The sequence below is a fragment of the Allobosea sp. LjRoot237 genome, from assembly GCF_964253285.1.
In the GTDB taxonomy this organism is placed as follows: domain Bacteria; phylum Pseudomonadota; class Alphaproteobacteria; order Rhizobiales; family Beijerinckiaceae; genus Allobosea.
Genome location: NZ_CAXUQP020000001.1, coordinates 196,840 through 220,257, shown reverse-complemented (window position 1 = coordinate 220,257; position 23,418 = coordinate 196,840). Strand labels below are relative to the sequence as shown.

Below are 23,418 nucleotides of genomic sequence, written 5' to 3'. Positions count from 1 at the left end.
CCGGAGCTGCGCGGCTTCGCCGCTTGTCCGGAATGACGGGTAATTGAAGCTGAAAACGCGCTCGTTAAAGCGCCAGCGTCTGGCGCCGGTCGCGGGCGATCAATTGCTGGATCTGCTGGACGATCTGGTCGGCATGGGCCTTGGCCAACCGGTCCGCACCCTCGACATCGCGAGCCGCGATCGCCGCGATCATCTCCTCATGCTCGGCGACATAGCGCTGCGGCAGGCGATCCTCGAAGGAGGAGTAGTAGAGCCGCAGGATGCGCCTGCCCTCGTCGAGCAGGCGGCAGAACAGCCCGGTATAGTAGGGATTGCGGCCGGCTTCGGCGATCGCGGCATGGAAATCGCGGTTGGTCGCGATCATGGCGAGCGCATCCTGCGCCTCGACGGCACCCGCGAACGCTGCCTGCCGGGCGCGGATGCTGTCGAGATCACCCGGCACATGGAACTCGGCAGCCAGCCGGGTGGTGACGCGATACATCAGCGTGATCGCGTCGAAGAAAGTATGCAGGTTGAGGAAGTCGATGTTCGACACCACCGTCGAGCGATTGGGCAGCGTCGTCACCAGCCCTTCGCTCGCCAGGCGCACCAGCGCCTCGCGGATCGGCGTGCGCGACATCGACAGCCGCTCGGCGAGCTGGATCTCGTCGATCGGGCTGCCCGGAGGCAGCACCAGGTCGATGATGTCGTCGCGCAGGATGTCGTAGACGAGCTTGACGCCCTCGCCCCGCTTGCGCTCGGCCGGAGCCGTCGTGGTCCTGTCGGTCATGTCGCCATCCATTGTCGACATGACAAATACAGATTGCACGTAATGGCAGCAACAGCACCGGCTCATTGCCGGCGCTGTCGAGTGGGCTCAGCCGCCGATCTGCCGGATCGCGATCTTGTTGAAGCGCGGCTTGCCCTCGCCCTGCTGCTCGATCGCGACCTCGCCAGTGCGGACATGGAAGCGGATCAGCGTCGCGCCGGCGCCGCGCCAGTCGGCGGTCTCGCCATCGTCCTCGTAGAGTTCCCCAAAGGCGCCCTCGACCGCCCCGCAGACCAGGACCTCACGCTCGTCGCCGATCCCCGCGGGATTGCCGAGCGGGATCAGCGCCCCCGCACGCACGAACAGCGGCAGCCGGCCGAGCGGGGCTGGAACCGTGACGGTGACGCCGCCGGAATAATGCTTGCCGTCATGCCAGTCGTACCAGCCACCCTCATGCTGCGGCAGGTAGACGCTGCGCTCGCGCGCGCCCTCCTCCAGCACCGGCGCGACCAGCACGTCCGAGCCGAGCATGAAGACATCGTCGACTGGAACGGCCGCCGCGTCCTGCGGGAAGTCGTAGAGCAGCGGGCGCACCGCCGGGATGCCGTCGCGGCTGGCCCGCCACATCTGGGTGTAGAGATAGGGCATCAGCCGGTAGCGCAGCTGGATCGCCTCGCGTACCTGCGGGATCACCTCGGGATGCATCCAGGGCAGGTTGACGACGCCGTCATCGTTCCAGGAGTTCATCACCATGCGCGGCCAGAGCGCGCAGAACTCGTTGAAGCGAACGAACAGCTCCGGCCCCGGCGTCGGGCCATGGAAGCCGCCGACATCGTGGCCGATGCTGAACATCCCGGACAGGCTCATATTGAGCCCCTGGGTCAGGTTGTAGCGCAGGGTCTTCCAGGCGGTCTCGTTGTCGCCCGACCAGGTCTGGGCATAGCGCGAAACGCCGGCGCAGCCGCCGCGCGTGATCGCATACTGGCGCTTGCCCGGCGCGCGTTCTGCCTGGGCCTCATAGGACAGCTTGGTCATCAGCAGCGGCTGCGCCGGCCGTGCCAGCGCCTGCCGGAAGGGCCGATCATCGCCGTCGCAGACCGCGTCCTCATCCCAGATCTCGTATTCGTTATTGTCGTTCCAGACCGTGGTGAAGCCGTGGTCGAGCAAGGCCGTCTCGATGCCGGCGCGCCACCAGGCCCGGCCCTTCGGGTTGGTGAAGTCGATATGGAAGCCGAGACCGTCCCAGAACTGCGCCACGGCCGGCTCGCCGGTCCTGGAATCCTTGACCAGAAAGTCCTGGTCGAGCGCCTCCTGAAGGCGCGGATGGTCGTCGAGCAGGCAGGGCTTCAGGTTCGCGACGGTATGCATGCCGGCCTTGTTCAGCCGCTTCATCGTCGCCAGCGGCTCCGGGAACTTGTCGCGGTTCCAGTTGAAGGCGTAGCGGCGCTGGCCGATCTGGGTGTAGCCCGAGCCGAAGTGGAAGCTGTCGCAGGGGATGGCGTGCTTGCGGCATTTGGCGATGAAGTCGCTGATCCGGGCGTCGGCGTCGGGCGCGTCGGCGATCGCCATCGAGGTGACGCCGAAGCCGAATGACCAGCGCGGCGCAAAGGCCTGCCCGCCGGTCAGCCAGGAGAAGCGCTTGACGACATCAGGCACGGTCGGGCCGGCCATGACGTAATAGTCGAGATCGCCATCGTCGCCTTTCCAGGAGCGGAACAGGCCGTGGTAATTGTCGAGCGTGCAGCCGAGATCGACGCTGCCGGTCGAGAGATTGTCGTAGAACACGCCATGGGCGCCTGCCTTCCCGTCGACGATGAAGAAGGGCAGCATCTTGTAGAGCGGGTCGGAGAGTTCGGCGTCGAAGCCGCACGGGTCGACCGCATCGATGGCGAAGCGCCGCCCGGTGCGGTCGAGCGGGCCGGCCTTGTCGCCGAGCCCGTAATGCCGCTCGGCATAGTCGCGCGCCATGAAATGGGCCACCGCGCCGGTGCGTGGCGAGATCAGATAGGCCTGCGTCGTGCGGTCCTGCAGGAAAGGCTCGGCCTCGCCCTCGCGGCGCCAGGCGATGCCGAAAGGAGCGAGCGTAACCTCGGCACTGAGGCCGTCGGCTGACAATATGACCTTGCCGTCGCCTTTGCTGACGCTCGCCTGCGGGCAGGCGAAGCCGGAATGGTCGTCGCGCAAGCGTCCTTCATAAGCGGGCTCGAGCCCGCCGGGCGCGATCGACCAGCCGCGGTCGAGCCGGTAGCCGTCCTGCGGCTTTAGCGTCACCCGGCCGATATCGCCTTCGAGGATGCGGACGGCGATCGTCGCGCCGAGGCCGACATCGAACAAGGCGGCTTCGCCGTCGCGGCCGAGATAGCGGCCTTGCGTCAGGGCTTTCATGAACTGGTCTCCAAACGTCTCAATCTCAACCGCGCCGTCGTCCCGGGCGACCGCAGGGAGACCCAGGACCCATGCCAGAACCTCTTTCGGAAAAGCTCAGGCATGGATCCCGGCTCTGCGCTTCGCTTCGGCCGGGATGACAATGCGAACAATCAAACCCTGACCGCTTTGCCGGCGTCGTCGAACAGGTGCAGGTGCTGCTGCGGGAAGCCGAGCGCGACGCTGGCGCCGCGCTGGTGCTCGCTCTGGCCGTCGAGCCTGAGCGTGATCTGCGGCAACCCCGATGAGGCGCCGTAGAGATAACTCTCGCCGCCGAGGCGCTCGACCAGCTCGATGGCGAGCGGCACGCCGGCACCCGGCGCGGCGAGCGAGAGATGCTCGGGCCGGATGCCGAGCGTGACGGCAGCGCCGGTGGCGAGGCTGCCGGTCGAGCAGGCGACCTCGTGGCCGGCCTCGCCGATCGCGACAGCACCCGGCCTCACCACCTTGCCCGGCAGCAGGTTCATGCGCGGCGAGCCGATGAAGCCGGCGACGAAGAGATTGTTGGGCCGATTATAGAGTTCGAGCGGCGTGCCGACCTGCTCGATCCGCCCGCCATGGAGCACGACGATGCGGTGCGCCAGCGTCATCGCCTCGACCTGGTCGTGGGTGACATAGATCATCGTGCCGCCGATCTCGGCATGGAGCGCGGCGAGCTCCTTGCGGGTAGCGACGCGCAATTCGGCGTCGAGGTTCGAGAGCGGCTCGTCGAACAGGAAGATCTTGGGATCGCGCACGATGGCGCGGCCGATGGCGACGCGCTGGCGCTGGCCGCCGGAGAGCGCCTTGGGCTTGCGCTCGAGATAGTCGGTCAGGCGCAGCATCGCGGCGGCGCGCCTGACCCGGCGGTCGATCTCGTCGCGCTTGAAGCCCATGTTTTCCAGCGCGAAGGCCATGTTCGCGTAGACGCTCATATGTGGGTAGAGCGCATAGGACTGGAACACCATGGCTAGCCCGCGCTCAGAAGCCGGCAGCCCGGTGACATCCGCGCCGTCGATCGCGATCGACCCGCCGGTGATGCTCTCCAGCCCGGCAATCGAGCGCAGCAGCGTCGACTTCCCGCAGCCGGACGGGCCGACGAAGACGACGAACTCGCCATCGGCGACGTCGAGGTCGATGCCATGCAGCACCGTCGTCGCGCCATAGCTCTTGCGGACGCCCGATAGGCTCAGTCCCGCCATTATTTCATTCCCGTATTGGCTATACCGGTGGTGATGAAGCGCTGCAGGAAGACGAAGACGAGCGCGACCGGAAGCAGCGTCACCACCGTCATCGCGAGCAGGTAATGCCACTGCGTCTGCAATTCGCCCTGGAAGGCGTTGAGGCCGATCTGCAGCGTGTAGGCTTCCGTCTTGGTCAGCACAGCGAGCGGCCAGAGGAACTCGTTCCAGCGCCACATGATCGAGAAGATCGCGAGCACCGCCAGCGCCGGCATGGCGAGCGGCATGACGATGCGCCAGTAGATCTGCCACTCCGAGGCCTTGTCCATGCGCGCCGCCTCGATCAGGTCGCGCGGCAGGGTCAGCATGTACTGGCGCAAGAGGAAGACGCCGGTCGGCGTCGCCGCGCCCGGCAGGATCACCGCCCAGAGCGAGTTGACCAGGCCGAGCTCGGTAATGACGAGATAGACTGGCACGAGGATGATCGTGATCGGGATCATCAGCGTGCCGATTACCATCAGCATCACCGCCGTCTTGCCGCGGAACTCGTAGATCGAGAGCGCATAGGCCGCCATCGAGTTGATCACCAGGGTGATCAGCGTCGCGACCACGGTGACGAAGACCGAGTTCCACAGGAAGCGCATGAAGGCGAAGCGCTCCAGCGGCTCGGTGTAGTTCTCGGTGGCAAGCTTGAACTCGCGCACGGGGTTACGCTTGTCGATCGGCACCCGGATCGACTGGCCGGGATTGGCGGGATCGACCATCTGCGCCTGGATGCCGATGCGGCGAACCTGCGCCAGAACCCGCTTCGAGCCGTCCTCCAGCGTGACCTCGAACAGCGGCAGCGGCTGGGCATGGCCCTCGACCCGGACCTCCTTCTGCGACATCGGCAGCAACGAGGGCGGGAATTCGAGCAGGCCGGCCTGTGTCTTGAACGAGGAGAGCCCGAGCCAGAGCACCGGCCCGAACATCAGCACGACGCCGAGCGCGAGATAGGCGTAAGCCGCGATGTCGGTCCAGTGCCAGCGGCCGGGATTGCGGCGGGCCACCGCCATGCGGGCGAGCCTGTTCATGCCGCCCCCTTGCGGCGGCTCGCCGCGAGCTGGGCCAGCGTCAGCGCGAACAGCACGACGCCGAGCACGACGGAGGCGGCCGCCGCCAGGCCGAAATTCTGGACCTGGTTGGCGAAGGCGGTCTCGTAGATGTAGTGCACCACCATCAGCGTCGCGGTGCCCGGGCCGCCGCCGGTCAGGACGAAGACCTCGTCGAAGGTCTGCACGCCGCGGATCAGCGCCAGCACGATCACCACGATCATGTTCGGCCAGAGCAGCGGCAAGGTGATGCGCCAGAACACGCGCCAGCGCGGCGTCGCGTCCATCTCGGCAGCTTCGTAGAGATCGGCGGGGATCGCCTGCAGGCCAGCGAGCAGGATCAGCGTGTAGAACCCCATATGGGCCCAGATCGAGACGAAGACGATCCAGAACATCGCCCAGCTCGGATCGACCAGGAACAGGATGCGCTCGCCGCCGAGCGAGGTGATCGCGGCGTTGAGCAGGCCGTCGCGCTGCAGGATCCATTTCCAGGTCAGCGCCACCACGACCGGCGAGAGCAGCACCGGGAAGAAATAGACGGCGCGGAAGAAGCCGCGCGCCCTGATCTTCATGTTCAGCACCACCGCCGTCAGCAGCGAGAACAGCACCATCGCCGTGACCTGGAAGACGGTGAAACGCGCCGTATTGGAAACGCTACGCCAGAAATGGTCCTCGCGGCAGGAAGACGGATCGAGGAAGGAGCCGCAATCGAAGAGATAGGCGTATTGCTGCGCCCCGACATAGGGCCGCTCGGACGGGAACAGCCCGGCACCGCCCGTCACCGAGAAGACGAAGTTGATGATGAGCGGCAGGAAGACGAAGAGCGAGAAGAAGACGAGATTGGGCAGGAGGAAGACATAGGCCATCCGCCGCTCGCCGATCAGCCGCTGCAGAACCTGCATCGGCCAGTCGATCAGCCGCATCAGGACCGCGAGCGGCGCGGCGAACAGGCTCGCTGCGCCGGCGCGTTCCGATGGCGCCGCCGGGACGGGAGCGTCGGAGGCCATCCGGCTTACTTCTTGCGCTCGGCGATTTGCTGGGCGATGTCGGATTCGATCCGCTTATAGGCCTCGTCGAGGTTGCCCTCGCCCGAGATCGCCTGGCCGAGCCGGCTGATCACCGCGTTGAAGATGACGCGGTTGCTCGTATAGCCCTGCAATTGATAGGCGACCGGCGAGAGCTGCGCGACCTGGCCCGAGAAGACCTTGAGCGCGGCCTTGGCCGGGACGCTGGCGCCCTGATAGTCGAGCCCCTTGGCAGCGATGCCGAGATGGCCGGGCACGAACAGCGAGCGGGCATAGAACTCGCTCAGCACCGGCTCGCTCGACAGATACTCCATCACCTTGGCGACGGCTTCCGGGCTCTTGGTCGTCTTGATCGCGACGAGGCCGGCTCCGCCCGGCATGCCCGAGCAGCCGCCGGCGCCGCAGGGAGCGGGAACCGCGATCCAGTCGAAGGCATCGCCGACCGTCTTGTCGAACTGGGCGATCTGCCAGGAGCCCGACTGGTACATCACGACCTGGGCGTTCTTGAACTCGTCATTGGCGCCGCGATAGGCCGTGCCGGAGACCGAGCCCCAGAGCTCCTTCTTCATCACGCCAGTGTTGTGCCAGTCATAGACCAGCTTGGCGCCGCGCTTGAAGCCGTCGTCGATCACCGCCGGCTCGCCCTTGGCGTCGAAGACCTTTGCGCCCTCGGAGACCGCGACCGAGAAGAAGCGATGGCCCGAGCGGTCCATGGCCAGCGGGAACGGCGCCTGGACCTTGGCCGCGACGTCCTTGGCTGCCTTGCCCCACTCCTCCCAGGTCGCTTTCGCACCCGGCAGGGCGATGCCGGCCTGCTCGAATAGCGTCTTGTTGACGAAGGGGCCGGTGACGGTGAGCTGCGTCATGAAGCCGGTAATCGCCTTGGTGTCGCCCTCAGGGCGCATCCAGGGCAGGAACGGGCCGAAATTCTTTTCCCAATAGGCCGCGTCCTTGAGGTGCGGCCGCAGGTCGAGCGCGTAGCGGGCGATGCCGCCGAGATCGACGACGCGGGCGATGTCCGGCCCCTGGCCGGAGGCGAGCTGGACGGGCAGGTTCTCGGTGATGGCCTTGTAGGGCACCTGGTCGAGCACGACCTTGATGTCCTTGTTCTGGGCCTCGAAGCGCTTGAGCAGGTCGGTGATGACCTCGCCCTCGTTGCCGTCGGAATACCAGGCGATGCGGACCGTAGTCTGGGCCTGCGCGAGACCGCCGATGACGATGCCGGCCGTCAAGGCGAGCGCCGAAATCCAATGCTTGCTGTGCATGAGCGTTCCATCCCCGCTTGAACCGGCGCCTCGATGAGCACCTTGACAATCATTTAGGCAAACGTTTGCCTCACTTGTCAATCCCGAAGTCAGCCTGCATCTCTGGCAGGCTGACTCGCCGGGCGCCGCCAAGCGAGAAGCAGGGATGGAGCGCGATGAAGACCAGGGCCGCAAAGGTACAGCAGGGTTCGGTCTCGCTCACCACCGTCGCGCACGACACCGGCGTCTCGATCTCGACCGTCTCGCGCATCGTCAACGGCGAGAGCGGGCGGGCCTCACCCGAGACGGTGGCACGCGTCGAAGAAGCGATCGCGCGGCTGGGCTATCGGCCGAACCCGGTCGGGCGGGCATTGCGCCAGCGCGCCAGCCGCGTCGTGGCGATGCTCTCACCCAATCTCGACAACCCCGCCATGGCGGCGATCGCGGTCTCGACCGAGGCAGCACTGCGCGCCGCCGGCTATGTCATGATCCTCTGTGACACGCACGATCGCGCCGAGCTTCAGGACGACTACCTGCAGGCGATGCGCGAGCAGTTCGTAGCCGGCTATGTCATGGTCAGCGCCGTGCGCAGCCGCGGGCTCGAGGAAACGCTGCGGCGTGGCGACCCGATGGTCTTCGTCGCGCGCCACAACCCGCTCGGCGGCGGCGCCTATGTCGGCATCGACAACCGCGCCGCCGGAGCCGATGCCGCCGATTTCATGCTCGCGCGGGGGATCAAGCGCCCGGCCGTGCTGATGGCGGCGCAAAACATCTCTAGCACCCAGGAGCGCGCCTCCGGCTTCATCGATCGCCTCGTCGCGCATGGCGTGCCTGCCGATGCGATCAGGCGCGCCAGCGGCCCCGGGCTCTCGCATATCGAGATCGGCTACGCCGCTGCCCGAGCGCTCGTGCAGGACGGCGGCTGGCCGGAAGGGGCGCTTTGCGTCAGCGACATGATCGCCTATGGCGCCTATCGGCTGGCGGTCGAGAACGATGTGCCGATCCCGCAACGCTGCACCCTGGTCGGGGTCGACGGCAACGCGATCAACCACTGGATCGCGCCCTGGCTGACCTCGATCCGTATCCCCTATGAAAGCTTCGGCGGGCATGTCGTCAGCCAGCTGGAGTCACTTTGGAGCGGCGCGCCGACGTCGGAGGTCCGCGTCCCGCACGAGCCACCGATGACCGGGCTCGCACAGAAGGTGAGCGCATGACCCTGCTCGATCACGAGACCCAGCCGCTTGAGCAATGGCGCGAGGGCGTGATGACGCAGATGCGGGTCTCCGCACTCGTGCAGTCGGCTCAGCTCTGCATCTTCGAGCAGTTCTGCGACCCCGGCCTCGGCGCTCCGATCCATCTCCACGCCGTCGAGGAAGTCCTCGAAGTGATGGCGGGCGAGGCGGAGGTCACGCTGCGCGGCGAAAGCCTGATCCTGCGCACCAACCAGTCACTTGTGATCCCGGCAGGCGCGAAACATGGCTTCAGGAATGTCGGGACCGGCATCCTCAAGGTCCGCGCCACGCTCGCCGCCCCGATCTTCGAGGCGAGCTATGATGATCGCGCCGAGCAGTCGCGGCGCTGGGTTCCCTGAAGCGCGCGCGTGCTGACCGGACCAGCTACAGCCCCGCCCCCCCAACCGTGCTACAAAGTCGCGACTGGCCGGATCGAGGGATTGCGATGAGCGAACCGCATCATGTCGTGGTGATCGGCGGCGGTTTCGCCGGGCTCGAGACCGTGCACCGCCTGGCAGGCGCTGATGTGCGCATCACCATCGTCGACCGCCGCAACCACCATCTCTTCCAGCCCCTGCTCTACCAGGTCGCGACGGCCTCGCTCGCGACCTCGGAGATCGCCTGGCCGATCCGGCATTTGTTCCGGCGCCGCAGCGACGTGACGACCCTGCTGGCCGAGGTGACCGGCATCGACACGGCCCTGCGCGAGGTGACGCTCTCGACCGGCGAGACGCTGCATTATGATACGCTCGTCGTCGCCACCGGCGCGACCCATGCCTATTTCGGCCATGACGACTGGGAGCCCTTTGCGCCGGGCCTGAAGACGCTGGAGGATGCGACGACGATCCGCCGCCGCATCCTTGTCGCTTTCGAGCGCGCCGAGGCGGAGGCCGATCCCGAACGCCGCGCGGCGCTCCTGACCTTCGTCGTCATCGGCGCCGGCCCGACCGGCGTCGAGCTTGCAGGCACGATCGCGGAACTGGCGCGCGCGACGCTGCCCGAGGATTTCCGCCGGATCGATACCCGCTCAAGTCGTGTCGTGCTGGTCGAAGCCGGCGAGCGCATCCTCCCCGGCTTCGCCGAGGATCTGTCGCGCTATGCCCATGAGGCACTGCAGCGCATCGGCGTCGAGGTCCGCACCGGCGCGCCCGTCACCGCCTGCACCAGCGCCGGCGTCTCCATCGGGCAAGAAGGGCTGCCGGCAGCGACGGTGATCTGGGCGGCGGGCGTACGGGCCTCACCGGCGGGCACTTGGCTCGGTGCCCTCGTCGATCGCGCTGGCCGTGTCCAGGTCGAGCCTGACCTCACCGTGCCCGGCCGGCCGAACGTGTTCGTGATCGGCGACACAGCGAGCGTGACGGACCAGGACGGCAAGCCGGTTCCCGGCATCGCACCGGCCGCCAAGCAGCAGGGTCGTCATGTCGCGGCGACGATCAAGCGCCGGCTCGCTGGCGACAAGGCGCCGCGCCCCTTCGCCTACAGTCACGCCGGTAGCCTCGCCACCATCGGCAAGCGCGCCGCGATCATCGATTTCGGTCGCGTCAAGCTGAAAGGCTGGCTGGCGTGGTGGCTCTGGGGCCTGGCGCACATCTACTTCCTGATCGGCGTGCGCAACCGCCTGACCGTGGCACTGAGCTGGCTCTGGATCCATGCCAGGGACCAGCGCAGCGCCCGGCTGATCACCCAGCGCGATGTGAAGCAGCCGGGCGGCGGGAACTGACAGACGTCATGCTCGGGCTTGACCCGAGCATCTCAGGCCGGATGAGTCTCCGGTCGTTGCCTTCTCGTCACGAGATTCCCGGGTCTGCGCTTCGCTCCGCCCGAGAATGACGCCAACGCCTATCGCCCCGTCAGATAGCGCGCCAGCCCTGCCGTCGAGGAATCATGCGCCTCGACCGGTGCCTTACCCTCGATCACCGGCAGCAGCGCCGTCGCCAGTTCCTTGCCGAGCTCGACGCCCCATTGGTCGAAGGCGTTGATGTCGAACACCGCCGCCTCGACGAAGACCCGGTGCTCGTAGAGCGCGATGAGCCGCCCCAGCGTGAACGGGTCTAGCTTGCGATAGGCGATGGTCACGCTCGGCCGGTTGCCGGGAAAGACCTTATGCGGCGCAAGCTGTTCGACCGCCTCCGCCGACAGCCCCTGCTTCATCAATTGCGCCCTCGCCTCCTCGAACGTGCGCCCCTTCATCATCGCCTCGCTCTGGGCGAGGCAGTTGGCGAGCAGCAGGCAATGCTGATGGGCGAGGTCCAGCTCGTGCCCTTCCGCAGCGACCAGGAATTCGCAGGGAATGATGTCGGTACCCTGGTGCAGCAGCTGGAAGAAAGCGTGCTGACCATTGGTGCCGGGCTCGCCCCAGACCAGCGGCCCGGTCGGCCGGGTCACAGCCCCGCCCGCCTTGTGCACGCGCTTGCCGTTCGACTCCATGTCGAGCTGCTGCAGATAGGCCGGCAGTCGTGCAAGGCGCTGATCATAAGGAAGAACCGCGCGAGCCGGATAGCCGCAGCTCTCGCGATGCCAGAGCCCGATCAGCGCGAACAGCACCGGCAGGTTCCTGTCGAGCGGCGCGGTGCGGAAGTGCTCGTCCATCGCATAGGCGCCGGCGAGGAAGGCACGGAAGTCCTCGGGTCCGATCGCAATCATCACCGGCAGGCCGATCGCCGACCAGACCGAATAACGTCCGCCGACCCAGTCCCAGAAACCGAAGATCCGGTCCGGCGCGATGCCGAAGGCGGCGACCTTGTCGAGCGCGGTCGAGACGGCAGCGAAGTGCTGGCCAACGGCTCCCTCACCGAGCGCATTGGCGATCCAGCGCCGCGCCGTCGCGGCATTGGTCATGGTCTCGATCGTGGTGAAGGTCTTCGACGCGACGATCACCAGCGTCCGCGCCGGATCGAGCTTCGCCAGGGTGTCGGCGATATGGGCGCCGTCGACATTGGAGACGTAGTGCAGGCGCGGCCCGTCATGATAGGGCGCCAGCGCCAGCGTCGCCATCACCGGCCCGAGATCCGAGCCGCCGATGCCGATATTGACGACATCGCTGAAGCGCCCGCCATCGGCCGCCGCGATCTTGCCGCTGCGGATGCCACCCGAGAAGCGGGCCATCCGCTCCAGTGTCGCGGTCACCTCAGGCATGACGTCGACGCCGTCGGCCAGCACGGGGCGCCCGGACTGGTTGCGCAGCGCCGTATGCAGCACGGCGCGGCCTTCCGTCGTGTTGATCGGCTCGCCGGCGAACATGGCGTCACGCTTGGCCTGAACATCGGCCGCCTCGGCGAGCGCCAGCAGCAGGGCCATTGTCTCCTCCGTTACCGCCGTCTTGGAATAGTCGAGCAGGAGGTCGTCGAGCCGCGCCGAGAAGCTGGAAAAACGCTGCGGGTCGGCAGCGAAGAGCTCGCGCAGATGCTGCGAAACGGTTCGGGTGCGATGCGCGGCAAGATCCGCCCAGGCCTTCTCCAGCACGATCATCCTCCGTGGCAATTGCAAGCGACCGCCGCAGCGGCAAACCGGGGTAGCATATCGATGGCGGCAAGGTCACGGCAGCAGCCGGGCAGAGCGGATATGCAGACGGAGGATCGTCAGCCCAAACGGACGAGCTCCGTCTCGACCTCTACCGCTTTTGGCAGATCGGCGCCGCGGCGGCCGAGCGTGATGGAAGTAGCGATTGCGGCATAGGTCAGCACTTCGCCCAATGTCGCTTGATCGAACGTCGCGATGCCTTCGAGACTTAGCCGGCCCTTTTGCGAGAGCCGCGCCAGTAGAGCGGCATGGAAGTTGTCGCGCGCTGGAACAAGATGATCGAACGCTGAGCCTCCTTCCAGCTATCGACACCGCCGCACTGTCACGCGGCGGTGCACCTTGCGATTACCGCGGTTGGCGCGGCTCACACCGAGCTGCGCCCAGCCCGGCTTCGATCGCATCCGTTTCCCCGGTTTGACAGAACGCATAGCGCCGCTAAATTCCTGCAATCGATTACATTGTCGCTTTGGCGATGGATCGGAGCTCCGGCAAGGAGCCTTGCTGTCGGGAGGTCGCCATGAAAACGATGAAGGGCCCGGGACTCTTCCTCGCCCAGTTCGCCGGCGACGCGGCGCCGTTCAACTCGCTCGACGCGATCGGCCGCTGGGCCGCCTCGCTTGGCTATAAGGGCGTACAGATCCCGAGCTGGGATGCCCGGCTGTTCGACCTGAAAAAGGCAGCGGAATCCGATAGCTATTGCGATGAGGTCAAGGGCATGCTCGCCCAGTACGGCCTGACGATCACCGAGCTTTCGACCCATCTCCAGGGCCAGCTCGTTGCCGTCCATCCCGCCTTCGACGAAGCCTTCGATGGCTTCGCGGTGCCCGAAGTCCGCGGCAATCCGAAGGCCCGGCAGGAATGGGCGGTCGAGCAGATGAAGCTCGCGGCCAAGGCCTCGCGCCGGCTCGGGCTTACCGCCAATGTCAGCTTCACCGGCGCGCTCGCCTGGCCCTTCATCTACCCCTGGCCGCAGCGCCCTGCCGGGCTGGTCGAGACCGCCTTCGCCGAGCTCGGCAAGCGCTGGCGCCCGATCCTCGACGCCTTCGACGAGGCCGGCGTCGATGTCTGCTACGAGATCCACCCCAGCGAGGACGTCCATGACGGGGCGACCTTCGAGCGCTTCGTCGATGCGGTCGGCGGCCATGCCCGCGCCTGCATCAATTACGACCCCAGCCATTTCCTGCTGCAGCAGCTCGACTATCTCGCCTTCATCGATATCTACCACGAGCGCATCAAGGCCTTCCATGTGAAGGACGCCGAGTTCAACCCGAACGGCCGCGTCGGCGTCTATGGCGGCTACGAGCCCTGGATCGATCGCGCCGGCCGCTTCCGCTCGCTCGGCGACGGGCAGGTCGATTTCGGCGGCATCTTCTCGAAGCTGGCGCAGTACGATTACGACTCCTGGGCCGTGCTCGAATGGGAATGCGCCCTGAAACATCCCGAGGACGGCGCGCGCGAGGGCGCGGAATTCATCGCCGCCCATATCATCCGCGTCACAGAGAGGGCCTTCGACGACTTTGCGGCGGGAGGCACCGATGAAGCCGCCAACCGGCGCATGCTTGGACTTACCACCTGACTTGGTCATCCCGGACAAGCCGCGAAGCGGCACCGATCCGGGATCCATTCCTGAAGCGTTCCGGAATGGGTCCCGGGTCTCCGCTTCGCTCCGCCCGGGACGACCAGGACGGGAAAGTGGTTAGATTTTGAGGAGCCGTCTATGCCGATCGAGAGTACCACGGCACCAAAGCTCAACCGCCGCCTGCGCCTCGGCATGGTCGGCGGCGGGCGCGGCGCCTTCATCGGCGCGGTTCACCGCATCGCCGCCCGGCTCGATGATCGCTGGCAGCTGACTGCCGGCGCGCTGTCTTCCGATCCGGAGCGCGGGCGCCTGTCGGGCGAGGACCTGCTGCTCGATCCCGCTCGCATCTATGCCGATGCCGCCGAGATGGCGAAGCGCGAGAAGCGCCGCAAGGACGGCGTCGACGCGGTCGCGATCGTCACGCCGAACCACGCCCATGCGCCGGCGGCAAAAGCCTTCCTCAAGGCCGGCATCCATGTAATCTGCGACAAGCCGCTGACCACCAGCCTGCGCGAGGCGGAAAGCCTGGCGAAGCTGGCCAAGGAGAGCGGCCTGATCTTCGCGGTCACGCACAACTACACCGGCTATCCGCTGGTCCGGCAGGCACGCGCCATGGTCGCCGAGGGTACGCTCGGGAAACTGCGTGTCGTCCAGGTCGAGTATGCGCAGGACTGGCTCGCGACGCGGCTCGAGGACAGCGGCCAGAAGCAGGCGCAGTGGCGTACCGACCCGGCGAGGTCCGGTCCGGCGGGCGCGATCGGCGACATCGGCAGCCACGCCTTCAACCTCGCCGAATTCATCGCCGGCGACGAGGTCGAGGCGCTCGCGGCTGAGGCGCATATCTTCGTCGAAGGCCGCCGGCTCGACGACAACGCCCATATGCTGCTGCGCTTCAAAAATGGAGCGCGCGGCATGCTCTGGTGCAGCCAGGTCGCCGCGGGTCAGGAGAACGGCTTGCGCATCCGCCTCTACGGCGAGAAGGGCGGGCTCGAATGGCATCAGGAGAATCCTAACCTGCTGATCCATTCGCCGCTCGGTGAGCCGCCGCGCCTGATCCGGCGCAATGGCGCAGGAGCCTATCCGGTCGCTAATGCCGCCTCGCGCGTGCCGGCCGGTCACCCGGAGGGTTATCTCGAAGGCTTTGCTCAACTTTACGTCGACATCGCCGAGCAGATCACAGCCCGGATCGAGGGGCGCGAGCCCGCTCCCTTCTCGACACTGGTGCCGACCGTCACTGAGGGCGTGCGCGGTGTCCGCTTCATCGAGGCGGCGGTGCGGTCTTCGGCCAAGGGCGCGCACTGGCTGGTGCTCTGACACCGGGCATACGAAAGCGCGGCCCTGAAGGCCGCGCTTCCAGAATTCGCACCGGTGCCGATCAGTCGATGATCTGCACGACCCTGCGTGTCTTCGGCTCCACGATCACCGTACGGTCGTTCACCACCGTATAGCGATGGCCTCTCGCCCCGTACTCGCGCGGAACCTCGCGATAGGTGACGCCACGTGCCGGCAGGACCGTACCGACCTCAAGCGGCTCCTCATAGGTGTAGGACGGTACGCGATGCTGAACCACATACTGGCGGAAGCGCGGCTCGGTGTTGTCACCGATGATCGCACCGGCGACCGCGCCGCCGACACCGCCGACCACCGCGCCGGGCGGGCCGCCCACGACAGCTCCGCCGACCGCACCGGCCGCTGCGCCACCGGCCGCACCGCCGCGAGCGCCTGAGGGATTCTGCTGCGCCATAGCAGCCGTGGAGAACGCGACAATGGCCGTCGCGAGGGCAAGTTTCTTCATCATCTGAGTTCCTCCTTCCGATGAAAGAACCTCTCCGGCAAACCGCACTTGTCCCGCAAGGTTCCGTAGAAAATGCGTTGTCATGAGGATGCCGCGACTTCGCCGGAAAATTGCCGGCGGGTTGTCTCCGTGCCGCCACGCGGCGCATAAGACGAAAGCTCGAACGGCAGGGAGACATCATGGAATTCCGCCCTGATATCGGCCAGCTCTCGCCGACCGTGCGCGAGCATCTGGCGCCGGCCAACCTGCTGCGCGCCGGCATCAACCTCTCGAACTTCCTCTTGGTCTCCAGCCGCGGTTCGCAGGGCGAGCCGCAGGGCGTCTCGCCCGACATGGCCCGGGCGCTGGCCGACCTCCTCGGCACCGGCCTGCGCTATGTAACTTACGAGAATCCCGGGCAGCTCGCCGACGCCGCGCCTTGCGATGAATGGGATGTCGGGCTGATCGGCGCCGAGCCGCAACGGGCCGAGGCGATCAGCTTCACGCCTCCTTATGCCGAGATCGAGGCGACCTATCTCGTCCGCGAGGCCTCGCCTCTGAAGGAGATCGCCGATGTCGACGCGCCGGGCGTCCGCATCGCGGTCAGCGGCCGCGCCGCCTACGGCCTCTGGCTCGACCGCAACATCCGCAAGGCCGAGCTCGTCCGCTCCGGCACGCTCGACGACTCGGCTGATGATTTCGTCGCCAAGGAACTGGACGCGCTGGCCGGGTTGCGACCACGTCTGTTGAAGGATGTCGTCGCCATCCCCGGCACACGCATCCTCGACGGGTATTTCATGACCGTGCAGCAGGCGATCGGCGTGCCGAAGGCCAAGGCCGAAGCTGCGGATTACCTCACCAAGTTCATCACCGCGGCGAAGGAGTCGGGCTTCGTCGCAGCACTCATCGAAAAGCACGGCGTGCAGGGGCTGAGCGTCGCGCGGTAAAGCAAGCCGTCATTCTCGGGCGGAGCGAAGCGCAGACCCGAGAATCTCTAGACGAGAAGGCGCTGATCGGACAAGCGCGGGAACCCCTCTCCTGTAAGGAGAGGGGCAGGGGTGAGGTGTTCGGACTGGAAACGTCGGCTTGAACCTGACCGCGCGGTCAGCGCTCGCGGAACTGGTCACAGGGCCTACACCTCACCCTGCCCTCTCCTTCCAGGAGAGGGTTCCCCGCGCCTCCATCGTGTCTGATCAATCGAACCGGGCAGCTATGGGTCAAGTTCGAGCATGACGACGATGTCACGTCCCGTCCGTCCCGGCGCCGCAGACCAGCGCACAGACCTTGCTGCCGGGCGCCGGCGCGAAACGCTTTGCCTGCAAGGCCGCCACCGCAGCCGCGCCCGAGAGGTCGGCGGCGATGCCGAACTCGAACCAGAGCGATTGGGCCGCCTGCTCCATCTCCTCATCGCTGACCAGCACGATCTCGTCGACATTGCGTGCGACAGCCTCGTAGATCGCCTGGTCGGTGCGCCGGCACGACATGGTCGCGACCCGCGTCTCCAGCTTATCGAGCGTGACCAGCTTGCCGGCGTTGAGACAGGCATGCAGCGTCGGCGAGCCATAGGGCTCGATGCCGATGATGCGCGTCTGCGGCCTGAGCGCCTTCACGGCCGTCGACAGCCCGGTGATCAACCCGCCGCCGCCGATCGCGACGAGGATGACGTCGACCTCGGGCATCTCATCGAGCATGTCGAGGCCGAGCGTGCCCTGGCCGGCGACGACCACGGGATCGCTGAACGGATGGGCGTAGGTTGCGCCGGTCTTCCTGGCATAGGTCAGCGCGGCGGCATTGGCGTCGTCCCAGATCGCACCGACGATCTCGACATCGGCGCCCCATTTCTTCAGCTTGGCGACCTTGTCGGCGACGACATTCGACGGCAGGAAGATCTTGGCCCTGGTGCCAAGCACATAGGCCGAGCGGGCGATGGCCAGCCCATGATTGCCGCCCGAGGCCGTGACGACGCCGCGGGCCAGTTCCTCCGCTGAGAGCGTCAGCAACCGGTTCATCGCGCCGCGCGCCTTGAACGAGCCGGCCGCCTGCAGCAATTCGAGCTTCAGCGTCACCGTACCGCCGAACTCGTCACGCGAGCTGAGCTGGGCATAGGGCAGGATCGGCGTCTTGCGGATGTGCGGCGCGATCCGCCAGCGCGCCGCGCGGATATCGTCGAGGCCGATCATGACAGGACTCCGCGATAGGGCGCCGCGACGATCAGGCAGCAATTGCCCGGCCTGACACGGCCCGGCTGGCGCCGACCGTAGAGGATGCCGTCGGCAGCGTAATGCAGCGTTTCGGGCAAGCGGGTCGGATCCCAGGTACAATGGATGCGCCCAGCCGGCTGCCCGGCGCTGACCTTTTCGCCATTGGCGTGGAACGGCTCGAAGACGCCGTCCGCCGTGGCATAGACGTAAGCGGCAGTTCCCGGCAGTTCGAGCACCTGCCCGCCGCCGCTGCGCGGCTCCGGCTTGTCGCGCACGACGATACCGAGATGGTCGAGCACATTGGCGACGCCACGGCGGCAGACCTTGAGCGCGTCAAGGGAGACCGTGCCGGCCCCCGCCATCTCGGTGCCGACCGTGACGAGCCCCTGCCGGCAGGCGGTTGCGGTTGCGGTGCGCGGTTCGCCGAGATTGGAGATCACCACGGTCATTGGCGCGTCAAAGGCCTGAACCGCCGCGACATTGCGCTTGTGCAGCTCGGGATCGTCGGTCGGCTCGACGATGGCGCTCGGGATGATATCGAGCGAGGAGCCGCCGGAATGCAGGTCGAGGAAGGCGTCGCCGAGCGGCAGAATATGGTCGCTGACGAAGGCCGAGATCTGCTGGGTGATGGTACCGCGCGGATCGCCCGGGAAGGTGCGGTTGAAGTTGAGCCCGTCAACCGTCGAGGTGCGCTGGCCGGCAATGACGGCATGGACGTTGTTCGCCGGCATCAGAATGAGCCGCCCTTGCACCCTGCCGGGATCGAGGTCGCGGATCATGTCGCAGATCGTGATCGGCCCCTCGTATTCGTCGCCATGATTGCCGCCTTCGAGGACGGCGGTCGGGCCCGTCCCGTTCTTGATGATCGCGACCGGAATCCGCGTCGCGCCCCAGGCGTCGTCATGCGGCGAATGCGGGATCATCAGGAAGCCGACCTGCTTGCCGTCCTTCTCAGGGTCGACGGTGAGGAAGGCGGAAGACGGGCGCGGCGTCGGCTTCTGGCGGGGGCTGGTCATGGCGGGGCTCGATGGGACGTGGCATGGGAAGCCCTCCCACGAAGGGGAAGGTCGAGGCAGACCGTCATGCTTGGGCTTGACCCGAGCATCTCAGGCAGGATGAGGCTCCACCCAGCGTCGTCTGGTCAGGAGATTCTCGGGTCTGCGCTACGCTTCGCCCGAGAATGACGGCAGTGGACCGCTCACAGCGTCGGCAGCGGGTCCATCGGCATGTCCAGGTACTTCTTGTGCAGCCGGTCGAGCTCGCCGTTCATCGAGTTGAAGAAGATGAATCCGTCGAGCCAGCGCACCAGATTGTGCTGGTCCATCTGGACGCCCATATGCGCCGGGCTGCGGCGGATGACGAATTTGCGCTCGAACTCCTTGCTCGGGTTCTGCTTGGCGAGCGCCTGGGCGACGATCGAGTTGGTCGCGATGAGGTCGGCCTGCCCGGTGATGTAGGCCGCGGCCGCGGTCGCATCGTCCTCGGTGCGCATGATGCTGGCCTTCGGCGCCGTCGCGGTGATCGCGAGTTCCTGCGTCGTGCCCTTGGCGGCGGCAACGCGGTTCGAGCCGATCGTCTCCGGGCTCGTGACATTGGCCGACTTCGCGCCGTAGACGGCGAGGAAGGTGTTGGCATAGGGCGCGGTGAACTGGATCTGCCGGGCACGTTCCGGAGTCAGCCCCATCACCGAGATGACGATGTCGACCTTGTCGGTGAGCAGGAAGGGGATGCGGTTGGCGCCGGTGATCTGCTGCATCTCCAGCTTCACACCGAGCCCCTTGGCGACCATCTCGGCGAACTCGATGTCGAAGCCGACCGCGTTGCGGTTGGCGTCCTGTGAGCCGAAAGGCGGCGCATCGAGCGGCACGCCGATGCGCACCACGCCCTTGGACAGGATGTCCTGGAGCTTGTCGGCCTTGGCCTCGACGGTTCCGAACGCGGCGATCGCCATCGCCGCAAGTCCTGCCAGGAATGAACGGCCTGCAAACAGTTTACGCATCTTTCTCTCCCCTCGTTGACCGGTACCGAAACTGATCTTCCCTGCCTCAGTGCAGAACCGCGCTGAGGAAGGTCTTGAGCTCGGGCGTCTTCGGCCCGGCGAGCACCGCCGCGGCCTGGCCTTCTTCGTGGATGCGGCCTTCGTGCATGAAGACGACACGCGAGCCGAACCTGCGGGCAAAGCCCATCTCGTGGGTGACGAGGATCATGGTCATGCCCTCCTGCGCCACGGATTCGAGCACTTTCAGCACCTCGCCGGTGAGCTCCGGATCGAGCGCCGAGGTGACCTCGTCGAACAGCATCAGCTTCGGCCGCATGGCGAGCGACCGCGCGATCGCGACGCGCTGCTGCTGGCCGCCCGAGAGCTGCGAGGGATAGGCATCGAGCTTGTCCTCGAGCCCGACGCGGGCCAGCACCTCGCGGGCGACTGCGCGCGCCTCGTCCGGCCGCTGCTTCTTCACGACGCGCGGGGCGAGCGTGATGTTGTCGGCGACCGAGAGATGCGGGAACAGGTTGAACTGCTGGAAGACGATGCCGACCTCCTGCCGGAGCTTGCGCAGGTCGGTCGCGGGGTCGTTGACCTTGACGCCGTCGACGCTGATCCTGCCAGCCTGCACCGGCTCCAGCCCATTGACGCAGCGCAGCAGCGTGCTTTTCCCCGAGCCCGAGCGGCCGATCACGGCGACGACCTCGCCTTTCTCCACGTTCAGCGAAACGCCCTTCAGCACCTGGTTGGTGCCGTAGCTCTTGCTGACGTCCCGGATTTCAACGAGCGACATCGAGCTTCCGCTCGAGCGAGCGGCTCCATTGCGTGAGGGGAAAACACATCGCGAAATAGATGCAGGCGACGGTGATGTAGACGGCGAAGGGCTTGTAGGTGCCGGCCGCGGTGAGCTGGCCCTCGCGGGTGAGCTCGACGAAGCCGATCACCGCCGCGAGCGAGGTGTTCTTGATCAATTGCACCAGGAAACCGACCGTCGGCGGGATCGCGATCCTGATCGACTGCGGGATGATGACATAGCGCAGCTGCTCGCCGAGCGAGAGCCCGAGCGAGGCGCCAGCCTCCCATTGTGTTTTCGCGATCGAGGTCAGCGCTCCCCGCCAGATCTCGCCGAGGAAGGCCGAGCCGTAGACCGAGAAGGCGACGGCCGCGGCAATCCAGGGATTGACCGAGACCCCGGCGAGCGGCAGGCCGAAGAAGATCAGGAACAGCCAGACCAGGAGCGGCGTGCCCTGGACCAATTGGATATAGGTCGCCGCGAACCAGCGCAGCGGCGCGACCGGCAGGATGCGCATGATCGCGAGCGCAAGTCCCAGCACCGCCGAACCGGCGAAGGCGACGGCGGTCAGCGCGATCGTCCAGCGCGCCGCCGCGATCAGGTACATCACATCGATGAGGCCGAATTCGCGGATCATCGCACGAACACCATACGGTAGATCAGGGCGAAGAGACCGCGGAAGCCGATGGCGAGCGCGAGGTAAAGCACGCCGATCACCGTATAGACCTCGAAATCGCGGAAGGTGCGCGACTGGACGATCGACGCTGCATGGAACAGGTCCTGCACCGAAATCTGCGAGGCGACGCTGGTCGCCAGCATCAGGAGCACGAACTGGCTGGCGAGCGCCGGGAACATCGCCTTCAGCGCCGGGAAAACGACGATGTAGCGGAAGACCTGCAGGCCGGAGAGCCCGAGCGAATGGCCGGCCTCGATCTGAGCCTTCGGCACCGCCTCGAGCCCAGCGCGGACGATCTCGGTGGTATAAGCCCCGAGATTGATGACGAGCGCGATCATCGCGGCCGTCAGCCCGTCGAGCCTGAGCCCGAAGCTCGGCAGCCCGAAGAAGATCAGGAAGAGCTGCACCAGCAGCGGCGTGTTGCGGATGATCTCGACATAGGCGCCGATGATGCGGCGCAGCCAGGTGGGGCCGTAGGTCCGCCCGGCCGCGCAGAGGACGCCGATGACGAGCCCGCCGAGCATCGCCGCCACCGAAAGCAGCAGCGTGATCCAGACGCCGTCGAGAATGGACTCCCAGGCCGCAAAGACGTCGCGAAACTGGAGCCCGTACTTCATCGCGTCAGCCTCTCAAAGGCTGCGGGGCCACAGGCCCATCGTCCGGATAGGCTGGACGGATGCTGCGGCGATGCGGTCATTGCTCCCCCTCTTTACCCGGAGGCTAGTTTGGCTTCTTATTTGATGTCAAGCTTCACATATGAAACAGGCGCAGCATGAGCGTTTTCCCTGAAGCCGAGAATGACGAGAAGGCGGCCTATGCCGCGCCGGCCCTGGAGAAGGGCCTCGACATCCTCGAACTGCTCGCCGACACCGGCGAGCCGCTCTCGACCCGCGTCATCGCCGAGCGGCTGCAGCGCTCGAAGAGCGAGATCTTCCGCATGGTCTTCGTGCTGCAGCAGCGCGGTTATCTCGAGCGCGAGGCGGGCACCGACCGGCTCGGCCTGTCGCGCCGCCTGTTCGACCTTGGCATCAGGACGCCGGGCGGCAAGCAGCTCACCTCAGTCGTGCTGCCATTGATGGAGCGCTTCAGCGAAGAGAGCGGCCAGGCCGCCCATCTCGTCGTACTGAGCCGGGCGCAGACCGTGGTGCTGGCGACCACCGCCGGCCATCTCGACGCCAGCGTCATCGTCCGCCCCGGCTATGGCCGGCCGGCGCTCGACGCCAATTCCGGCCTGCTCATCCTCGCCTTCCAGTCGGAGGCGCGCCGGCGCGGACTGATGCGCGAGGCGCCGGCTGAGACCAGGCAGCGTCTCGACCAACCGGAAACGCTGGCCGCGCTCGCCGAGATCCGCACGCTCGGCCACCGGATCGCGCCGAGCCGCGACATTCTCGCCGTCACCGACATCGCCTGCCCGGTGATCGGCCCGGCCGGCCAGGCCGAAGCGGCTATCCTGGTGCCTTGCCTGCAGCGCCACGGCGTCGAGACCGACGAGAATGCCATCCTGCTGGCACTGAAAGCCTGCGCCGCCGAGGCGGGCCTGCGCCTGCCCTACGGCTAGGGCTCATCCGGAAAAACCACCGTCTAACCCGGAAAACCCGCGCAATTGCCGCAGCGCCACCCGAAGCCGGCCATATACTCTCCAAGATTGCTCGCGAATTTGCGTCTAACCGCCGCAACCGCCACGGAGGAGGACGATATGGCCGAGACCGCGACGAACACGCAGAGCATCGTGATGACCGATCCGGAATGGATCGCGCTGGAGAGCATCAGCGAGGAGACGCGCCGCTTCATCTTCGGCGAGGCGATGCTGCGCCTGCTCCAGGGTCGCGGCCTGGCCGAGCCCGGTGACGAGGTCTGGCAGGTCACTCCGGAAGGCCAGCAGGCGCTCGAAGCCCGCAGTCACTGATCCTCAAAACCCAGTTTCACTTCATACGCGTCGTCCCGGGTCTCCTCACGGTCGCCCGGGAC

Annotated in this window: 22 protein-coding genes; 8 read left to right on the top strand and 14 right to left on the bottom strand. The window is 66.6% G+C overall.

All coding sequences use genetic code 11. The features are described 5' to 3' along the window. Window positions 1–64: 64 nt before the first annotated feature. The 6 genes from ACSQ24_RS01010 to ACSQ24_RS00985 all read right to left on the bottom strand — a co-directional run bounded on the left by ACSQ24_RS01010 (window position 65) and on the right by ACSQ24_RS00985 (window position 7,713). A complete protein-coding gene (locus ACSQ24_RS01010; RefSeq protein WP_436092888.1) occupies window positions 65–769 on the bottom strand; it encodes a GntR family transcriptional regulator in 705 nt (234 codons plus the stop codon). Window positions 770–856: 87 nt separating this feature from the next. After that, window positions 857–3,133, bottom strand: coding sequence for a TIM-barrel domain-containing protein (locus ACSQ24_RS01005; protein WP_436092887.1), 2,277 nt, complete (start codon window positions 3,131–3,133; stop codon window positions 857–859). A gap of 152 nt (window positions 3,134–3,285) precedes the next feature. Next, complete coding sequence (locus ACSQ24_RS01000) at window positions 3,286–4,356, bottom strand: ABC transporter ATP-binding protein (RefSeq protein WP_436097797.1); 1,071 nt, start codon at window positions 4,354–4,356, stop codon at window positions 3,286–3,288. Continuing rightward, window positions 4,353–5,405 (bottom strand): carbohydrate ABC transporter permease, encoded by a 1,053-nt coding sequence (locus tag ACSQ24_RS00995; protein ID WP_436092886.1) that lies wholly within the window; start codon window positions 5,403–5,405, stop codon window positions 4,353–4,355. Before ACSQ24_RS00995 ends, ACSQ24_RS01000 begins: the two co-directional genes overlap by 4 nt. Further along, window positions 5,402–6,430 (bottom strand): carbohydrate ABC transporter permease, encoded by a 1,029-nt coding sequence (locus tag ACSQ24_RS00990; RefSeq protein WP_436092885.1) that lies wholly within the window; start codon window positions 6,428–6,430, stop codon window positions 5,402–5,404. The genes ACSQ24_RS00995 and ACSQ24_RS00990 overlap by 4 nt, the downstream gene beginning before the upstream one ends. 5 nt (window positions 6,431–6,435) lie before the next feature. Beyond that, window positions 6,436–7,713 (bottom strand): ABC transporter substrate-binding protein, encoded by a 1,278-nt coding sequence (locus ACSQ24_RS00985; protein ID WP_436092884.1) that lies wholly within the window; start codon window positions 7,711–7,713, stop codon window positions 6,436–6,438. A 155-nt stretch (window positions 7,714–7,868) separates the two neighbouring features. On the opposite strand from ACSQ24_RS00985, the gene ACSQ24_RS00980 reads away from it, so the two are divergent. From ACSQ24_RS00980 to ACSQ24_RS00970, 3 genes are all read left to right on the top strand, one after another. Beyond that, window positions 7,869–8,906, top strand: coding sequence for a LacI family DNA-binding transcriptional regulator (locus ACSQ24_RS00980; RefSeq protein WP_436092883.1), 1,038 nt, complete (start codon window positions 7,869–7,871; stop codon window positions 8,904–8,906). After that, the gene (locus tag ACSQ24_RS00975) at window positions 8,903–9,283 is read left to right on the top strand and encodes a cupin domain-containing protein (RefSeq protein WP_436092882.1); all 381 of its coding nucleotides are present in this window, start codon (window positions 8,903–8,905) and stop codon (window positions 9,281–9,283) included. Before ACSQ24_RS00980 ends, ACSQ24_RS00975 begins: the two co-directional genes overlap by 4 nt. Before the next feature lie 86 nt (window positions 9,284–9,369). After that, window positions 9,370–10,644, top strand: a complete 1,275-nt coding sequence (locus ACSQ24_RS00970; RefSeq protein ID WP_436092881.1) for an NAD(P)/FAD-dependent oxidoreductase — start codon at window positions 9,370–9,372, stop codon at window positions 10,642–10,644. 119 nt (window positions 10,645–10,763) lie between these two features. Here ACSQ24_RS00970 and pgi read toward each other — a convergent pair whose 3' ends face one another. Beyond that, the gene (gene pgi / locus ACSQ24_RS00965) at window positions 10,764–12,392 is read right to left on the bottom strand and encodes a glucose-6-phosphate isomerase (protein ID WP_436097796.1); all 1,629 of its coding nucleotides are present in this window, start codon (window positions 12,390–12,392) and stop codon (window positions 10,764–10,766) included. Between the two features lie 568 nt (window positions 12,393–12,960). On the opposite strand from pgi, the gene ACSQ24_RS00960 reads away from it, so the two are divergent. Next, entirely contained in the window at window positions 12,961–14,019 is a 1,059-nt protein-coding gene (locus ACSQ24_RS00960) for a sugar phosphate isomerase/epimerase family protein (protein ID WP_436092880.1), read from the top strand. Window positions 14,020–14,160: 141 nt separating this feature from the next. Then, the gene (locus tag ACSQ24_RS00955; protein WP_436092879.1) at window positions 14,161–15,336 is read left to right on the top strand and encodes a Gfo/Idh/MocA family protein; all 1,176 of its coding nucleotides are present in this window, start codon (window positions 14,161–14,163) and stop codon (window positions 15,334–15,336) included. 61 nt (window positions 15,337–15,397) lie between these two features. Here the strand turns inward: ACSQ24_RS00955 and ACSQ24_RS00950 are convergent, their stop codons facing one another. Beyond that, window positions 15,398–15,817, bottom strand: a complete 420-nt coding sequence (locus ACSQ24_RS00950; RefSeq protein WP_436092878.1) for a DUF1236 domain-containing protein — start codon at window positions 15,815–15,817, stop codon at window positions 15,398–15,400. Window positions 15,818–15,996: 179 nt separating this feature from the next. Here ACSQ24_RS00950 and ACSQ24_RS00945 point away from each other — a divergent pair, with 179 nt between their 5' ends. Then, on the top strand, window positions 15,997–16,743 hold the full coding sequence (locus tag ACSQ24_RS00945; protein WP_436092877.1) for a transporter substrate-binding domain-containing protein: 747 nt from the start codon (window positions 15,997–15,999) through the stop codon (window positions 16,741–16,743). A gap of 294 nt (window positions 16,744–17,037) precedes the next feature. On the opposite strand, the gene ACSQ24_RS00940 is transcribed toward ACSQ24_RS00945, so the two are convergent. From ACSQ24_RS00940 to ACSQ24_RS00915, 6 genes are all read right to left on the bottom strand, one after another. Further along, on the bottom strand, window positions 17,038–17,976 hold the full coding sequence (locus ACSQ24_RS00940) for a threonine ammonia-lyase (protein WP_436092876.1): 939 nt from the start codon (window positions 17,974–17,976) through the stop codon (window positions 17,038–17,040). Next, a complete protein-coding gene (locus tag ACSQ24_RS00935; protein ID WP_436092875.1) occupies window positions 17,973–19,013 on the bottom strand; it encodes a succinylglutamate desuccinylase/aspartoacylase family protein in 1,041 nt (346 codons plus the stop codon). The genes ACSQ24_RS00940 and ACSQ24_RS00935 overlap by 4 nt, the downstream gene beginning before the upstream one ends. Window positions 19,014–19,195: 182 nt before the next feature. After that, the gene (locus ACSQ24_RS00930) at window positions 19,196–19,996 is read right to left on the bottom strand and encodes a transporter substrate-binding domain-containing protein (RefSeq protein WP_436092874.1); all 801 of its coding nucleotides are present in this window, start codon (window positions 19,994–19,996) and stop codon (window positions 19,196–19,198) included. Window positions 19,997–20,042: 46 nt separating this feature from the next. Further along, complete coding sequence (locus tag ACSQ24_RS00925; RefSeq protein ID WP_436092873.1) at window positions 20,043–20,774, bottom strand: amino acid ABC transporter ATP-binding protein; 732 nt, start codon at window positions 20,772–20,774, stop codon at window positions 20,043–20,045. Further along, complete coding sequence (locus ACSQ24_RS00920; RefSeq protein ID WP_436092872.1) at window positions 20,761–21,411, bottom strand: amino acid ABC transporter permease; 651 nt, start codon at window positions 21,409–21,411, stop codon at window positions 20,761–20,763. The genes ACSQ24_RS00925 and ACSQ24_RS00920 overlap by 14 nt, the downstream gene beginning before the upstream one ends. After that, window positions 21,408–22,067, bottom strand: a complete 660-nt coding sequence (locus tag ACSQ24_RS00915; protein ID WP_436092871.1) for an amino acid ABC transporter permease — start codon at window positions 22,065–22,067, stop codon at window positions 21,408–21,410. Before ACSQ24_RS00915 ends, ACSQ24_RS00920 begins: the two co-directional genes overlap by 4 nt. Window positions 22,068–22,222: 155 nt before the next feature. Between ACSQ24_RS00915 and ACSQ24_RS00910 the strand changes: the two genes are divergently transcribed. Next, on the top strand, window positions 22,223–23,008 hold the full coding sequence (locus tag ACSQ24_RS00910; protein ID WP_436092870.1) for an IclR family transcriptional regulator: 786 nt from the start codon (window positions 22,223–22,225) through the stop codon (window positions 23,006–23,008). A 138-nt stretch (window positions 23,009–23,146) separates the two neighbouring features. Next, window positions 23,147–23,356, top strand: coding sequence for a hypothetical protein (locus ACSQ24_RS00905; protein WP_436092869.1), 210 nt, complete (start codon window positions 23,147–23,149; stop codon window positions 23,354–23,356). Window positions 23,357–23,418 lie beyond the last annotated feature (62 nt).

Bases quoted from the DNA above. Each gene is read 5' to 3' on its own strand.
- ACSQ24_RS00930 (WP_436092874.1), bottom strand. From the start codon at position 19,996: ATGCGTAAACTGTTTGCAGGCCGTTCATTCCTGGCAGGACTTGCGGCG.
- ACSQ24_RS00925 (WP_436092873.1), bottom strand. From the start codon at position 20,774: ATGTCGCTCGTTGAAATCCGGGACGTCAGCAAGAGCTACGGCACCAAC.
- ACSQ24_RS00980 (WP_436092883.1), top strand. From the start codon at position 7,869: ATGAAGACCAGGGCCGCAAAGGTACAGCAGGGTTCGGTCTCGCTCACC.
- ACSQ24_RS00990 (WP_436092885.1), bottom strand. From the start codon at position 6,430: ATGGCCTCCGACGCTCCCGTCCCGGCGGCGCCATCGGAACGCGCCGGC.
- ACSQ24_RS00950 (WP_436092878.1), bottom strand. From the start codon at position 15,817: ATGAAGAAACTTGCCCTCGCGACGGCCATTGTCGCGTTCTCCACGGCT.
- ACSQ24_RS00970 (WP_436092881.1), top strand. From the start codon at position 9,370: ATGAGCGAACCGCATCATGTCGTGGTGATCGGCGGCGGTTTCGCCGGG.
- ACSQ24_RS00910 (WP_436092870.1), top strand. From the start codon at position 22,223: ATGAGCGTTTTCCCTGAAGCCGAGAATGACGAGAAGGCGGCCTATGCC.
- ACSQ24_RS01005 (WP_436092887.1), bottom strand. From the start codon at position 3,133: ATGAAAGCCCTGACGCAAGGCCGCTATCTCGGCCGCGACGGCGAAGCC.
- ACSQ24_RS00960 (WP_436092880.1), top strand. From the start codon at position 12,961: ATGAAAACGATGAAGGGCCCGGGACTCTTCCTCGCCCAGTTCGCCGGC.
- ACSQ24_RS00920 (WP_436092872.1), bottom strand. From the start codon at position 21,411: ATGATCCGCGAATTCGGCCTCATCGATGTGATGTACCTGATCGCGGCG.
- ACSQ24_RS00935 (WP_436092875.1), bottom strand. From the start codon at position 19,013: ATGACCAGCCCCCGCCAGAAGCCGACGCCGCGCCCGTCTTCCGCCTTC.
- ACSQ24_RS00975 (WP_436092882.1), top strand. From the start codon at position 8,903: ATGACCCTGCTCGATCACGAGACCCAGCCGCTTGAGCAATGGCGCGAG.
- ACSQ24_RS00915 (WP_436092871.1), bottom strand. From the start codon at position 22,067: ATGAAGTACGGGCTCCAGTTTCGCGACGTCTTTGCGGCCTGGGAGTCC.
- ACSQ24_RS00945 (WP_436092877.1), top strand. From the start codon at position 15,997: ATGGAATTCCGCCCTGATATCGGCCAGCTCTCGCCGACCGTGCGCGAG.
- ACSQ24_RS00940 (WP_436092876.1), bottom strand. From the start codon at position 17,976: ATGATCGGCCTCGACGATATCCGCGCGGCGCGCTGGCGGATCGCGCCG.
- ACSQ24_RS00995 (WP_436092886.1), bottom strand. From the start codon at position 5,405: ATGAACAGGCTCGCCCGCATGGCGGTGGCCCGCCGCAATCCCGGCCGC.
- ACSQ24_RS00985 (WP_436092884.1), bottom strand. From the start codon at position 7,713: ATGCACAGCAAGCATTGGATTTCGGCGCTCGCCTTGACGGCCGGCATC.
- pgi (WP_436097796.1), bottom strand. From the start codon at position 12,392: ATGATCGTGCTGGAGAAGGCCTGGGCGGATCTTGCCGCGCATCGCACC.
- ACSQ24_RS01010 (WP_436092888.1), bottom strand. From the start codon at position 769: ATGACCGACAGGACCACGACGGCTCCGGCCGAGCGCAAGCGGGGCGAG.
- ACSQ24_RS00905 (WP_436092869.1), top strand. From the start codon at position 23,147: ATGGCCGAGACCGCGACGAACACGCAGAGCATCGTGATGACCGATCCG.
- ACSQ24_RS00955 (WP_436092879.1), top strand. From the start codon at position 14,161: ATGCCGATCGAGAGTACCACGGCACCAAAGCTCAACCGCCGCCTGCGC.